Source organism: Parafrankia sp. BMG5.11 (assembly GCF_004337455.1).
Genome location: NZ_SJXI01000008.1, coordinates 17708 through 31771 on the forward strand (window position 1 = coordinate 17708; position 14064 = coordinate 31771).

Consider the following 14064-nt stretch of genomic DNA (forward strand, 5'->3'; position numbering starts at 1 on the left):
CGCCTATCGCGCCATTTTGCTGCACAGTGCAGCAACATAATAACGCGGCCCGCCGCCTCCCCTCGGGCCGATGGAGCACGCAGGATGGCCGCCAAAGCCGCTCGATCGACCAGCAAAACCCCGACCAGCGATGCCGCGCGTGTGCCCAAGGGGCCTGAGCGTCTGGTCACGGCACTTGCGGCCAGCATGTCCGATTCGCTGCTGCCGGGCGACGTGGCCTTCGGCACGGAACCGCTCGACGAGGCGGCTCGGTTCCTGATCGCTTCGGCCGCCACCCGCGAGGTCGGTCAGCCGATCGTCGCAATCGGTTCGGCGGCCGAGGGCCGGCGTTTCATGCGGATCGCGCTCATCAACGACGACATGCCGTTCCTGGTCGATTCGGTGGCGGCGGCGGTCGCCTCGCATGGGTTGTCGATCGATCGGCTGGTCCATCCGGTGGTGACAGTCGCGCGCGACGCCGAAGGTGCGCTCAAGGATTTGCCGGCAGCGTCACCCGAGAACGCGACGCGCGAATCGATGATCTACATCGAGACGCCCCGGGTCGATGCCAAGGAACGTCGCGCGCTGGAGCGTGAGTTGCTCGCCACTTTGGGAGATGTTCGCGCGGCGGTTGCGGACTGGCCCAAGATGCGCGCGGCCCTGCTGGCCGACGCCGAGACCATCTCCGATCCAGAAGGTGCCGAGCTGCTCCGCTGGCTGGAAAGCGGCATGCTCACCCAGCTTGGCCACCTGACTCATCACCGCGACGGCAGCCAGTCCAACATGCTCGGGGTGTGCCGCAAGAGCGCGCGCACCATCTTGGCCGACGCCTCGTTCCAACGCGCCTTCGCCTGGTTCGACCAAGGGGGTCCCAACCTGCGGGAGCCGCTGATCATCAAGGCCAACCGTCAGTCGAAGGTTCATCGGCGCGTGCCACTCGACCTCTTCATCGTGCCCCAGCGAGAGAGCGGAAAAGTCACCGCGCTGTCGATTCACGCCGGGGTGTGGACCAGTGCGTCCCTGGCGACCCCGCCGGCCCAGGTTCCGCGGTTGCGCACCCAACTGGCTTACCTCAACGACAAGTTCGGGTTCGACCCCGGCGGACACACCGGCAAGGCGCTGGTTCACGCGCTGACCGCGCTGCCGCACGATCTGCTGATCGGCTTCGGCGACGACGACATCGAACGTGTTGCGACCACGATGATGAGCCTCGTCGATCGGCCGCGGCCGCGGCTGGTGCTGGTGGAGGCGCCGCTCAGCCGCCATCTGTTCGCCTTCGTCTGGCTGCCGCGCGACATGGTGTCGACCCAGGTGCGCCTGCGGATCGAACAGCTTCTGGAAGAAGGCGCCGGCGCCGGCGCGCTCGACTGGAGCCTGCAAGTGGAAGGCGGGAATCTTGCCCTGCTTCGCTATGTGCTCGACTACCGCGAGCATCAGCACGCCCCCGATGAAGCGGCGATCGAGCGTGCGATCCAGACGCTGTTGCGCGGCTGGGGCGAATCGGTCGAAAGCGAGCTCGCGGTTGACGAGGACCCGACCCGCGCGGCGGCGCTCGCCGCTCGCTATGCGGAAAGCTTCCCGACATCGTATCGCACCGCCTACGGCCCGGCCGAGGCGGCTCGCGACATCCGCCGCCTTCGCGGGCTGGGAACCGCAGAGGCCGATTCGGGCGAACCGCCGCGTCTGCGCGACGTTCGCCTGTACCAGCTTGACCGCGACGATGCGGACCGGCTGCGCCTCAAGGTGTATCAGCACGAAGGGATGCTGGCCCTTTCCGATGCGGTCCCGGCGCTGGAAAACTTCGGTTTCCGCGTGCTGGAGGAGCACCCCACTCCGCTCGCCAGCGATGGCAGCTCACTCGGGACCATTCACGACTTCATTCTGGCGCTCGAGCCGGGCGACGATCTGACCGCACTGCTCGATCGGCGGGACCAGATCGAGCAAGCGATTGCCGCGGTGCTCAATGGAACGGCGGAGAACGATCCGTTCAATCGCCTGGTCGTTGGCACCGCGCTGTCGTCGCGTGAGGCGGACTGGCTCCGCGCGCTCTATCGCTATCTGCGCCAGGCGAACTTCGGCTTCACGGTCGCCACGGTGGTCGATGCGCTGCGCCGCGCGCCGCAGGTCACCCGATCCCTGGTCGCGCTGTTCGCCGCGCGTCACGATCCGGCGTTCACCGGTGACCGGGCATCGGCGGAAGCAGAGCACGGCGCGGCCGTCCGTCTCGGACTCGGGCAAGTCGCGGCGATCAACGACGACCGACTCCTGCGGCTGTACCACGCGGCCATCGATGCCGTGCTGCGGACCAATGCCTTTGCCCCGTCAGCGCGGGAAGCCCTCGCGCTGAAGCTCGATTCGTCGCTGGTTCCAGGCCTTCCCAAGCCGGTGCCGTGGCGCGAAATCTTCGTGTATTCGCGGCGCGTGGAAGGAATCCACCTGCGCGCCGGTCCGGTGGCACGCGGTGGGCTGCGCTGGTCCGACCGGCGCGACGACTTCCGCACCGAAGTGCTGGGGCTGATGAAAGCGCAGCGGGTCAAGAACGCGGTTATCGTGCCGACCGGCGCCAAGGGCGGCTTCTACCCCAAGCATCTCCCCGATCCCGGCCGTGACCGGGAAGCGTGGGCCGCCGAAGGTCGCGCCAGCTACCAAATTTTCATCCGCACGCTGCTGTCGGTCACCGACAACATCGTCGATGGGAAGGTCGTGCATCCGGAAAGCGTGGTGATTCACGACGGCGAAGACCCTTATTTCGTGGTTGCCGCCGACAAGGGCACCGCCACGTTCTCCGATGTGGCCAACGCCATTGCCGAGAGCCGCGATTTCTGGCTCGACGATGCGTTCGCGAGCGGCGGTTCCAAGGGTTACGACCACAAGGCGATGGGCATCACCGCGAAGGGCGCCTGGGTTTCCGTCCAGCGGCACTTCCTGGAGATGGGTGTCGACGTACAGACGGAACCGGTCCGGGTGGTGGGTTGCGGCGACATGTCGGGCGACGTGTTCGGTAATGGCATGTTGCTGTCGAAGTCGATCAAGCTGGTCGCCGCGTTCGATCACCGGCACATCTTCCTGGATCCCGATCCCGATCCGGCGCGCAGCTGGGCTGAACGCGAACGGATGTTCAACCTGCCCCGGTCGAGCTGGGAAGATTACGATGCCGGGCTCATCAGCAAGGGCGGCGGCGTGTTCGCGCGGACCCTGAAGCTGATCCCGCTGTCCGAAGAGGTGCGCATCGCGCTCGACATTGCCGACACCGAACTGGAGCCCGAAGCGCTGATCGCCGCGATCCTGAAAAGCCCGGTCGGCTTGATCTGGTTCGGCGGGATCGGCACCTACATCAAGGCATCTTCCGAAGCGAACGCGCAGGTTGGCGACCCTGCCAACGATTCCCTGCGGGTCGATGCCAACGAGTTGCGCGCGCAGGTCATCGGCGAGGGCGCGAACCTCGGCGTTACCCAGGCCGCGCGGATCGAGTTCGCCCTGGGCGGCGGACGTATCAACACCGACTTCATCGACAATTCGGCCGGCGTGACGTGTTCGGACAACGAGGTGAACATCAAGATCGCGCTCGCCGCGGCGAAGCGCGCCGGCAGGCTGACCGAACCCAAGCGGATCAAGCTGCTGGAATCGATGACCGACGAGGTCGCGGACCTGGTGCTGGAGAATAACCGGCTGCAGGCGCTCGCGCTGTCGATCGCCAAGGCGGGGGGCGCGCCGGCAGTCGCCGCGCAGCTGCACCTGATGGCGGCGCTCGAAACGCGCGGCGCGCTCGATCGGCGGACCGAAGGGCTGTCCACGGCCGACGTCCTCGCACGCCGGGCCGATGACGGGCAGGGCCTCACCCGTCCCGAGCTGGCCGTACTGTTGTCCTCGACCAAGCTGGTCCTGCAGGACGCGATCGAAAGCTCCTCGCTGCCTGACGATCCGGTCCTGACCGATCTTCTGCTCAGCTATTTTCCGTCGACGATGCGCAAGACCTATCGCCGGGAGATCGAAGGGCACCAGCTCCGCCGGGCGATCATCGCGACGCAGCTTGCCAACCTGATCGTCAACCGGCTCGGCGTGGTGCACCCGTTCGAACTCGCCGAAGAAGAAGGCGTTGGCCTGGCGGAGATCAGCGCGTCGTTCGTGGTGGCGGAGCGGTTGTTCAAGGCGCGCCCGCTGTGGGCCGAGATCGAAGCCGCGCCGATGCCCGAAGAGGCCCGCATCTTCCTCTTCCGGCATGCCGCAGGCGCCTTGCGCAGCCAGATGGCCGACCTGATCAGGGCGGGCGCAAGCACGGTTCAACCAGGCGAGATGATCGCGGCGCTCGACAAGCGGGTCCAGGTTCTGGCGCGTGCGACGGACGAGCTGCTGCCGGCGGCTTCGCGCGAACAATCGGGCCGGCTCATCGGCGAATTCGTGGCTCTCGGCGCGCGGGAGAGGCTCTCAGCCCAAGTGGCTCACCTCTACGACCTCGACGGAGCGGTCGGCCTGGCGGCATTGTCGAAGGAAGCCGAGATCGACGCGCGCAAGCTGACGGCCGCGTTCACCGACGTGGGCGAACGCCTGGGGCTCGACTGGGCGCAAAGCACTGCGGCGATGATGAACCCGTCGGACGTGTGGGAGCGGCTGCTGGTCGCGGGCCTGTCACGCGATTTCCAGCAGATGCGCCTGCAGTTCCTGCGCCGGCTGTCTCGCCGCAAGGGAAGCAAGGACGATCCCGTGAGCGCGGTGGCCAACTGGTCGGACGTGCACGAACCGGCCATTCGCCAGTTCCGCAGCATGATCGGCCGCGCGCAGGGCCACAACCCCGTAGCCCCGGCAATGCTGGCGCAGATCGCCAGCCAGGCGCGCAACCTGCTCGGCCGCTAGCCGGCGCTTGACGCCTGCCGCCTTGCTGACCATGCCGCTGCCCATGGATCAGGCGGATGTCGTCATCGTTGGGACCGGCCATGGCGGCGCGCAGGCCGCGATCGCGCTGCGTCAGCAGGGGTTTGAGGGGTCGATCATGATGATCGGCCGCGATCCGGAACTGCCGTACGAGCGGCCTCCGCTGTCGAAGGAGTATCTTGCCCGGGACAAGCCGTTCGAACGGATCACCATCCGTCCGGCTGCTTTCTGGCAGGAACGCGACGTGACCATCCGCACCCGGACGGTGGTGACCGGGGTCGATCCAGGCGCACGCACGCTGAAACTGGCCGGCGGCGGCGTGGAGGGTTACGGCAAGCTGGTGTGGGCCGCGGGCGGCGATCCGCGGCGCCTGTCATGCGCGGGCGCGGACCTGTCGGGCATTCACTCCGTCCGCGACAAGGCGGATGTCGACCGGCTGATGGCGGAACTCGACGGCGGGGCGAAGCGCGTCGCGGTGGTGGGCGGTGGTTATATCGGCCTGGAGGCGGCCGCGGTCCTGACCAAGCTCGGCTGCGAAGTCACCCTGGTCGAAGCCCTGCCTCGCGTGCTCGCACGCGTCGCGGGCGAACCTCTAAGCGCGTTCTTCGAGCAGTATCACCGCGCTCGCGGGGTCAACCTTTTGCTCGATGCCAAAGTCGACCGGCTCGAAGGGGAAAACGGCTGGGTGCGGCGCGTGGTCCTTGACGGCGGGGATGTCATCGCTTGCGACCTGGTAGTGGTGGGCATTGGTATCGTTCCTGCCGCCGGCCCGCTGATCGCAGCGGGCGCCGCGGGCGCCAACGGGATCGACGTGGACGAATATTGCCGCACCTCGCTGGACCACATCTATGCCATCGGGGATTGCGCGGCGCATGCGAGCCATTGGGCCGATGGCACGGTCGTTCGCATCGAATCGGTGCAGAATGCCAACGACATGGCGACGACGGTGGCCAAGCACATCACCGGCGTTCAAGAGCCATACCGCGCTTTCCCCTGGTTCTGGTCCAACCAGTACGATCTCAAGCTGCAGACCGCAGGCCTGTCGTTGGGCTTTGATGACGCCGTCGTTCGGGGAACGCCCGCAGAAGCGAAGTTCTCCGTGATCTACCTGAAGGAGGGTCGGATGATCGCGATCGACTGCGTCAATTCGACCAAGGATTACGTCCAGGGGCGCAAGCTGATCGAAGCACGGGCGACGCCCGATCGCGCGAGCCTTGCCGACCCAGCAGTGCCGCTCAAGGAACTGCTGTAAGCTCTCGCAGCGCCCACTGGGCGGCTTCGGCAACGACCGGATCGGCATCGCGCGCCAGTCGGGAAACCGGCTCGACCAGCGTGGGATCGGCTGAGTTGCCGGCGGCTATCAGGCAGTTGCGCACGAACCGGTTGCGGCCGATGCGCTTGATCGGGCTGCCGGAAAACAGCCGCCGAAACGCCGCGTCGTCCAGCGCCAGCAGCTCGGCCAAACGCGGCGCGGCGAGTTCGGCGCGCGGCAGGAAAGCGGCGTTGGCCGCGGCCGACTGCGCAAACCGGTTCCACGGACACACCGCCAGGCAATCGTCGCAGCCGTAGATGCGGTTGCCGATAGCCTTGCGAAATTCGTGCGGGATCGGCCCGGCGTTCTCGATCGTGAGGTACGAGATACAGCGCCGCGCATCGAGCTGGAACGGTGCGGGAAAGGCCGCCGTCGGACAGGCGTCCAGGCATGCGGAGCACGATCCACAGCGCGGTTGATGCGCGGCGTCAGGCGCAAAGTCGATCGTGGTGTAGATCGCGCCCAGGAATAGCCACGACCCGTCAGCGCGGCTGACCAGGTTGGTGTGTTTACCCTGCCAACCCAGCCCGGCGGCCTGGCCCAGAGGCTTTTCCATCACCGGCGCAGTGTCGACGAACACTTTCACTTGCTCACCCGGCGCCTGCGCCACCAGCCAGCGTGCGAGCCGCTTCAGTGCCTTCTTCACCGTGTCGTGATAATCGCGGCCCTGGGCGTAGACCGAAATCCGCCCCTTGTCCGACTCTCCCGCCAGTGCCAGCGGATCGTTGGCCGGTGCGTAGCTCATGCCTAGCGCGATGACACTGTTCGCTTCCGGCCATAACGTTTGCGGAGAGGCACGCTCCGCCACGCGGGTGGCCATCCAGTCCATCGTCCCATGGCGATCGTCGCCCAGCCAGAGGTCAAGTTGCTCCGCACGGGGACGATCGGGAGCGGCAGACGCGATGCCGATCGCGGCAAAGCCCTCGGCACGCGCCTGTTCGACGAGCGCAACGCGCAAGTCGTCGGTAGCCGGCCTGTTAACCACGCTTGGGGTTGCTCCCGTTCACGCGGCAGAGTTAACGCCGCCATGATGAACGCTCCGCTAAGCTTTCCCCCGGTCGCCGGCAATGCCGGTCGTCCGCTTGCGATCGAAGCCATCGGCCTGGTCAAGCACTTCGAGGGCACGACCGCTGTCGACGGGGTGGACCTGGCCGTGCCGGAAGGGGCGATCTACGGCGTGCTCGGGCCGAACGGAGCGGGCAAGACCACGACCTTGCGCATGTTGCTGGGAATCATCGATCCCGATGCGGGCGTGCGACGGGTCTTCGGGCACGAGCGGCCGCACGATATCGCCAAGCTGATCGGCTACCTGCCCGAAGAACGCGGGCTGTACCCATCGATGAAAGCGGTCGAAGCGATCGCGTTCCTTGGGGCACTGCGCGGCGTGCCGCTTGCCGAAGGACGGCGGCGCGGGCGCGAACTGCTCGAGGAACACGGCCTCGGTCACGCTGCCGAGCGCACCATTCGCCAGCTGTCGAAGGGGATGGCCCAGACGGTCCAACTCCTCGGAACGCTGGTCCACCGCCCCCGGCTGGTGGTCCTGGACGAACCCTTCAGCGGTCTCGATGCGCTCAACCAGGGCAAGCTGGAGGTGATGATCCGCCGCATGGCCGCCGAAGGGACCACGGTGATCTTCTCCACCCACGTCATCGCGCACGCGGAACGGTTGTGCGAAGGCGTGGCCATTATCGCCGGGGGCAAGGTGCCTTATGCCGGGAGCGTTGATACCGCGCGCGATCGTATTCCGGCGCAAGTGCGGCTCGAGACGGCAGCACCCGACGGCTCGTGGCGTCGCGCGCTGCCGGCAGATGCGCGGCATGAGGGGCGATACTGGCTGTTCTCGTTGCCGGACAGCGGCATCGAACCGCTGCTGCGCGCCCTGATCGAGGGTAACGCGGGCATCCTGTCACTGTCGATCGAGCGCGCGGGCCTGCACGACGCCTTCGTGCACATCGCGGGCGAGGCCGCCGCGCGCGCGCTGGGTGAGGGAAACCAGGTGGAGCAGGTGCGGTGAGCATGCAGAGCGGGCACTCTCGTCTGAACCTGGCGCAAGCCGCGTTTGTGATCGCTCGGCGGGATGTCCGCGCGATCCTGTTTTCTAAGGCGTTCCTGTTCTTCCTGCTCGGCCCCATATTCTTCGGGTTGGTCAGCCTTGGCGCGGCATCGCTGGGCCAGCGCACGGCGGAGAACCGTGAGCCGCCGGTGCTTGCTGTCGCCATGTCGCCGGCCGACTCGACCGCGATAGTAGCTGCGCGGGAGCGTCTCGCCCACGTGATCGACCTCCCCCGCATCCAGCGAGTCGATCCGGCCAGCAATCCGGCCACACTCCTGAACGCGGGCGCGAGCAATTTCGGCGCTGTCTTAACGGGCACTCCCGCCGCACCGGAACTGACCGGTACCGCGGAGCGGATCGCGAGCTGGCGCGGTCAGGTCGCGCTGATCGCCGCAAGCGTGTCGGGATCTGACGCAGCGTACCCTCAGGTCGTGTTGCAGCCGACCGTTACCAGCGGCGCCAGCCAGAAAAGCGGCCGGGTCGGGACTGCGACGGGTGCGCTTACTCTGCTGTTCCTCCTGACGATGCTGCTGGCCGGCATGGTGATGTCCAACCTGGTCGAGGAGAAGGCGAACAAGATCATCGAGATCCTTGCCGCAGCGGTCCCGATGGATGCGGTCTTCCTCGGCAAGCTGTTCGCAATGCTCGTGGTCAGCCTAGTCGGGCTCACGGTGTGGGGAACACTCGGAGCGATCGCCGCCGCATTCAGCGGCGGTTCGATCGGCTCGCTGGTGACCCCGGCTGTGGGCTGGCCCGTGTTCGTGGGGCTGTTCCTGATTTACTTCGCCATGGCGTATCTGCTGATCGGGTCGGTGTTCCTGACAATCGGCGCGATGGCACCGACGGTTCGCGATGTGCAGACGCTGTCGATGCCGGCGACGATGCTTCAGCTCGGGGTGTTTTTCCTCGCGACGTATTCCACCAGCGACCTCGGTTCGCCGGTGGAACTGGCCGCTATCGTTTTCCCCTTGAGCAGCCCGTACGCGATGGTCAGCCGCGCGGCGCAGGAGCCGGACCTGTGGCCACATGCCGCGGCACTCGCATGGCAGGCGCTGTGGGTCATGCTGTTCGTCCGCTTCGGCGCGCAGCTCTTCCGGCGCCGGGTTATGAAATCCGGCCCGCAGGCACCGAAGGGCCGCCGATGGCACAAGGCTGCTGCCGCGCGATGAACCGCCCGCGACTTCGGTCGCAAATCGCAACGCACTATTGACACTGCGGTAAGCAAGCGCAGGATGGTCGGCGATCAAAGGCGGCTCAGAATCGCCTCAGCAGGAGAGTTTCGCGATGGCCACCCAGCCGCTACAGGCGCCGTTCCAGTGGACGCGGGAGCCCCGCGCCGTCGATGCGCTGGACCAGGCGCTGCGCGAGAACCCGCAGGTTCTGCCCGTTCATACCGAGAAATGGGACGTGAGCCGGTCGGATATCTACGTCGAGGACCGGTGGCAGCCGATCTTCAAGGAGATGCGCGCGGCGGGTGACCTGCACAAGGTCGAAAGCAGCCCGTTCGGATCACACTGGAACGTCGTTTCGCATCGGGCGATCCAGCATATCGAAGCCTTGCCCGAACTGTACTCGTCTGCCGGGGGCATCACCATCCTTGAGGCGATGAGCGACGAAAAGCTCGCCGAGCTGGGCCGCGAGCGGTTCGAACTGCCGATGTTCATCGCGATGGACCGGCCCAAGCATACCGGCCAGCGGCGCACCGTCGCGCCCAAGTTCACGCCATCGAACATGGCCGATATGGAAGGCGACATCCGCCGCCGCACCGGTGAACTGCTCGACACGCTGCCGCGCGGCAAGGTGTTCGATTGGGTCGATACGGTATCGATCGAGCTTACCACGGGCATGCTGGCGCTGCTGTTCGACTTTCCGTGGGAAGATCGCCGGCTGCTGACCTTCTGGTCCGACTGGGCCGGCGATACCGAGATCGCGCTGGTGCGCGAGCTGGATCTGCAGCGCCAGGGCATCCTGCGCGAGATGGGCGCGTATTTCATGCAGCTATGGCAGGACCGGGCCAGCAAGGAGCCGAGCGGCGATCTTATCTCGATGATGATCCATTCGCCGGCGATGAACCAGATGAGCCCGGAAGAATTCATGGGTAACCTGGTGCTGCTGATCGTCGGTGGCAACGACACCACTCGCAACACAATGAGCGGGATCATCCACGCGTTCGACAAGTTCCCCGACCAGCGCAAGCTGTTCGAAAACGAACCATCCTTGATCCCCGGCGCGGTGCAGGAAGTGCTCCGTTACCAGACCCCGCTGGCGCACATGCGCCGCGTGGCGACCGAGGACAGCGAGTTGTTCGGCCAGACGGTCAAGGCCGGCGAGCGGCTGGTGTTGTGGTACATCTCGGCCAACCGCGACGAGACGGTGTTCGACAACCCGGATACGCTCGATATCACCCGCGAGAACGCGCGCCGCCACTTGTCGTTTGGCTACGGGATCCACCGCTGCGTGGGGGCCCGCCTGGCCGAACTTCAGCTAAGGGTCCTGCTGGAAGAGATGCACGCGCGCCGGATGCGGGTGCATGTCGCAGGTGACGTGGAGCGGGTGCGAGCCAATTTCGTGCACGGGTTCCGCAAGCTCGAAGTCGAGATCACCGAGTTCTGAACCGTTCAGCACAGGTTGTCGCGCGCGCGTTAGGACACGGCATGATCAACACCCGACGCTCGTTTCTCGCCTGGCTTGGCGCAACCGCGGCCGTTCCCGTGCTCGCTGCCTGCGGCGGCTCTCCGGCCCAGGCGCGCACTTGGCCGAAAGGGCTGAGCGATGCCCAGTGGAGGGCCAAACTGACGAAGGTGCAGTACGAGATACTGCGCAAGGCTGGCACCGAACGGCCGGGCGCATCGCCGCTCAACAAGGAGCACCGCAAGGGCACGTTTCACTGTGCAGGATGCGGCAACGCGCTCTATTCGTCCGCAACCAAGTTCGAGAGCGGGACCGGCTGGCCGAGTTTCTGGCAACCACTTGGCGGAGCGATCGTCACCGACACCGACTACAAGATCGGCATTCCGCGCACGGAGGTACTCTGCGCCGACTGCGGCGGGCACCTGGGGCACGTGTTCAATGACGGACCGAAACCTACGGGCAAGCGCTACTGCATGAACGGCGGCGCGATGATCTTCCGAAAGGCTTGAGGCATGAAAAAGGGCGGCAAGCCGAAGCTCGCCGCCCTTCAAATCATGTAAGTTTGGGGCTTACCTGACGCGCTTGCGCTGGATCAGGTTTGCAATCAGCAGCAGGATCACTGCACCGATGAAGGCGGTGATAAGGTAGTGGATCCAGCCGTCACCCGGGATCAGGCCGCCGAGCAGCAGACCACCCAGGAAGCCGCCGACAATGCCGACAACGATGTTGAGCAGGATACCCATCGAACCATCGCGGCTCATGACCATGCTGGCCAGCCAGCCGGCGACACCGCCGACAATGATCATGGTCAGAATTCCAACGCCATCGCCTTCCATAACATTCCTCCTGTTTCGCGCTCTAATTGCGCTACGTACGCCGGTTCAAACGGCGCGCCGCACAGAGCGTTCCCGGAATGCGATGAACGGTGGACGAGGGTCTTGAACCCCCGCTGGGATTTAACGGGTCGGTTGCTTCAGTACTTTAGTTGGCGTTCGTATAGATCGCGATAATGCTGGATGCGCGTTACGCGCAGGCCTTGCATGCCCGAACGGTCGACCGCCCGCTGCCATGACGCGAATTCTTCGAGGGTGAGATTATACCGCTCGAGCACCTCGTCGATCGACAGCAGGCCGCCGCTTACTGCGGCAACGACTTCTGCCTTGCGGCGCACGACCCACCGCTTCGTATTGGGCGGCGGCAGGTCCGCGATTCCCAGCGGCTCGCCGAGCGGGCCGATCACCTGGGCGGGACGAATTTTCTGGTTCTCGATCATCACTTATCCCGGTCGCCATGATCCGCGGTTGAAGCGGCGGCGGCTGTTGTGGCGTCTGCCCGTTTGCCACTGCCTAAAGAGCCAAGGTTAACACCGCGTTCGCCTGCCGCGCGCGGTGACGCCTCGCGCGTAATTCCCCCGGCATGTGCCGCGAAACTGCCCCCCAGCGCGCCGTGCCGGGCGAACAGGCCCCTTACATCGCGCTCGGCAGAAAGGCGGGCGACCAGTTCGCTCCAGTCGAGCGGGCGCAGGCCGCCGCTGTCAGCGGTTTCGCCGATGATGATCCGTTCAAACATGCACACCGCTTAGCCGGCGACCGGTCAAGAACCGGTAAAGCCGGAATTTACCCTGCGTTAGGACATCGCCCGCTGCCCTTTCTGGCATCGAGCACAGGACGCGTGTATGCGCCCGGTCGCCCATGAACCTTCATTCCACCCTCACTCCTGCGCTCACCGCTCCACAAGCCCCCGCGCTGTTCGACCTGCCGCGCCCGGCGTCCGAGTGCCGGATCGTCGTGGCGATGTCGGGCGGCGTGGACAGTTCGGTGGTCGCCGCGCTTGCCGCGGCCAGCGGCGCGGAGACGATCGGCATCACCTTGCAGCTGTACGATTACGGCGCGGCCACGGGGCGCAAGGGCGCCTGTTGCGCCGGCGATGACATCCGCGATGCACGTGATGTCGCCGATCGCCTGGGCATCGCGCATTACGTGTTCGACCACGAGAGCGCCTTCCGCGAGGAAGTGGTCGAGCGCTTCGCCGACGATTATCTGTCCGGCCGCACGCCAGTGCCCTGCATCCGCTGCAACATGGGGCCCAAGTTTACCGACCTGCTGCGCATGGCGCGAGAGTTGGGGGCGGACTGCCTTGCCACCGGCCACTATGTGCGGCGGATCGGGGACGAGCTTCACCGCGCGATCGATCCGGCGCGCGATCAGTCGTATTTCCTGTACGGCACTACGGACGAACAGCTCGCTTTCCTGCGCTTCCCACTTGGCGGACTTGAGAAGGCCGAGGTGCGCCGGCTCGCCCAAGCCTCATCCCTGCGCAACGCCGCCAAGCCCGACAGCCAGGACATCTGCTTCGTGCCGGACGGCAACTATGCCCGCATCGTGGAGAAGCTACGGCCCGAAGGTGCGCGTCCGGGGGCAATCGTCCACGCGCAGACCGGCAAACACCTGGGCGCCCACAAGGGCGTGATCCACTTCACCGTCGGCCAGCGGCGCGGGCTGGAGATCGGCGGGCAGCCGGAGCCGCTCTATGTCATCGGGATCGATGCCGACGCGGCCGAAGTACGCGTGGGCCCGCGGGCCATGCTTGGCGTCAGCGCGGCGCGGGTGGTCGAGACCAATCGCATCGGGCCGCTGCCGGCGCAGCCACTGACCGCCAAGGTGCGCAGCCTGGCAAAGCCGGTGCCGATCACGCTCGACGGGCCGCTGGGGGACGGGGCGACCGTTACCATCCGCTTCGCCGCGCCGGAATTCGGCGTTGCACCCGGGCAGGCGGCGGTGATCTATGCCGGTGAGCGGGTGGTCGGCGGCGGCTGGATCGACAGTACCGAGCCTGCCGCCTGATCAATCGTCCCAGGGCTCCAGCACACAGCCATAGCCTTTGCGGTAGGTCGCGGTGTCGCTGGCGAGGATCAACATGCGCGCGGTCACGCTTTTCGCCGCGTCGTTATCCGACAGGGTGACCAACTCCATGCCGCCGAGCTTGTCTTTCGCGCAATCTTCCAGGCTCCGCCCCGCGACATAGCGGCACGAACAAGCAACCCGTGCCCCGTACGCGGTGCCGGCATGCGCATAGCCGCGAGCAGCCGAGCCGAATGCGGCCCACGCCAGCATCGCGACGGCGACGGCAGCGATCCACAGCAGCCGGTTCGACGTGTGAGCGCCCTTGCCTGCCCTGGTGCGTGCCCCTTTGCGTGCCTTACCCGTTGCCAAGCTGGAAT

The 14064-nt window shown here is 66.2% G+C and carries 12 protein-coding genes; 7 read left to right on the forward strand and 5 right to left on the reverse strand.

Going from position 1 to position 14064, the window contains the following annotated elements; translation table 11 throughout:
- The first annotated feature begins 84 nt into the window (after positions 1–84).
- Complete coding sequence (locus tag E0504_RS06000) at positions 85–4830, forward strand: NAD-glutamate dehydrogenase domain-containing protein (protein ID WP_131622312.1); 4746 nt, start codon at positions 85–87, stop codon at positions 4828–4830.
- A gap of 43 nt (positions 4831–4873) precedes the next feature.
- Complete coding sequence (locus tag E0504_RS06005; protein WP_131622383.1) at positions 4874–6100, forward strand: NAD(P)/FAD-dependent oxidoreductase; 1227 nt, start codon at positions 4874–4876, stop codon at positions 6098–6100.
- Here E0504_RS06005 and queG read toward each other — a convergent pair.
- On the reverse strand, positions 6084–7145 hold the full coding sequence (gene queG / locus E0504_RS06010; RefSeq protein ID WP_131622313.1) for a tRNA epoxyqueuosine(34) reductase QueG: 1062 nt from the start codon (positions 7143–7145) through the stop codon (positions 6084–6086). The two genes, E0504_RS06005 and queG, sit on opposite strands and share 17 nt — an antisense overlap.
- 45 nt (positions 7146–7190) lie before the next feature.
- Here queG and E0504_RS06015 point away from each other — a divergent pair, with 45 nt between their 5' ends.
- From E0504_RS06015 to msrB, 4 genes are all read left to right on the forward strand, one after another.
- Positions 7191–8174 (forward strand): ABC transporter ATP-binding protein, encoded by a 984-nt coding sequence (locus E0504_RS06015; protein WP_131622385.1) that lies wholly within the window; start codon positions 7191–7193, stop codon positions 8172–8174.
- Positions 8175–8176: 2 nt separating this feature from the next.
- On the forward strand, positions 8177–9382 hold the full coding sequence (locus tag E0504_RS06020) for an ABC transporter permease (protein WP_131622387.1): 1206 nt from the start codon (positions 8177–8179) through the stop codon (positions 9380–9382).
- A gap of 115 nt (positions 9383–9497) precedes the next feature.
- A complete protein-coding gene (locus tag E0504_RS06025; protein ID WP_131622315.1) occupies positions 9498–10826 on the forward strand; it encodes a cytochrome P450 in 1329 nt (442 codons plus the stop codon).
- Between the two features lie 41 nt (positions 10827–10867).
- Positions 10868–11353, forward strand: a complete 486-nt coding sequence (gene msrB, locus E0504_RS06030; RefSeq protein WP_131622317.1) for a peptide-methionine (R)-S-oxide reductase MsrB — start codon at positions 10868–10870, stop codon at positions 11351–11353.
- Between the two features lie 60 nt (positions 11354–11413).
- Here the strand turns inward: msrB and E0504_RS06035 are convergent, their stop codons facing one another.
- The 3 genes from E0504_RS06035 to E0504_RS06045 form a co-directional block, all read right to left on the reverse strand.
- A complete protein-coding gene (locus E0504_RS06035; protein ID WP_131622319.1) occupies positions 11414–11680 on the reverse strand; it encodes a GlsB/YeaQ/YmgE family stress response membrane protein in 267 nt (88 codons plus the stop codon).
- A 137-nt stretch (positions 11681–11817) separates the two neighbouring features.
- Positions 11818–12117 (reverse strand): DUF1153 domain-containing protein, encoded by a 300-nt coding sequence (locus E0504_RS06040; protein WP_131622320.1) that lies wholly within the window; start codon positions 12115–12117, stop codon positions 11818–11820.
- Positions 12117–12413 (reverse strand): hypothetical protein, encoded by a 297-nt coding sequence (locus E0504_RS06045; protein WP_131622322.1) that lies wholly within the window; start codon positions 12411–12413, stop codon positions 12117–12119. Before E0504_RS06045 ends, E0504_RS06040 begins: the two co-directional genes overlap by 1 nt.
- 122 nt (positions 12414–12535) lie before the next feature.
- On the opposite strand from E0504_RS06045, the gene mnmA reads away from it, so the two are divergent.
- The gene (gene mnmA / locus E0504_RS06050) at positions 12536–13687 is read left to right on the forward strand and encodes a tRNA 2-thiouridine(34) synthase MnmA (protein WP_131622324.1); all 1152 of its coding nucleotides are present in this window, start codon (positions 12536–12538) and stop codon (positions 13685–13687) included.
- Here the strand turns inward: mnmA and E0504_RS06055 are convergent, their stop codons facing one another.
- Positions 13688–14056, reverse strand: coding sequence for a hypothetical protein (locus E0504_RS06055; RefSeq protein ID WP_207912207.1), 369 nt, complete (start codon positions 14054–14056; stop codon positions 13688–13690). It lies immediately after the preceding gene.
- Positions 14057–14064 lie beyond the last annotated feature (8 nt).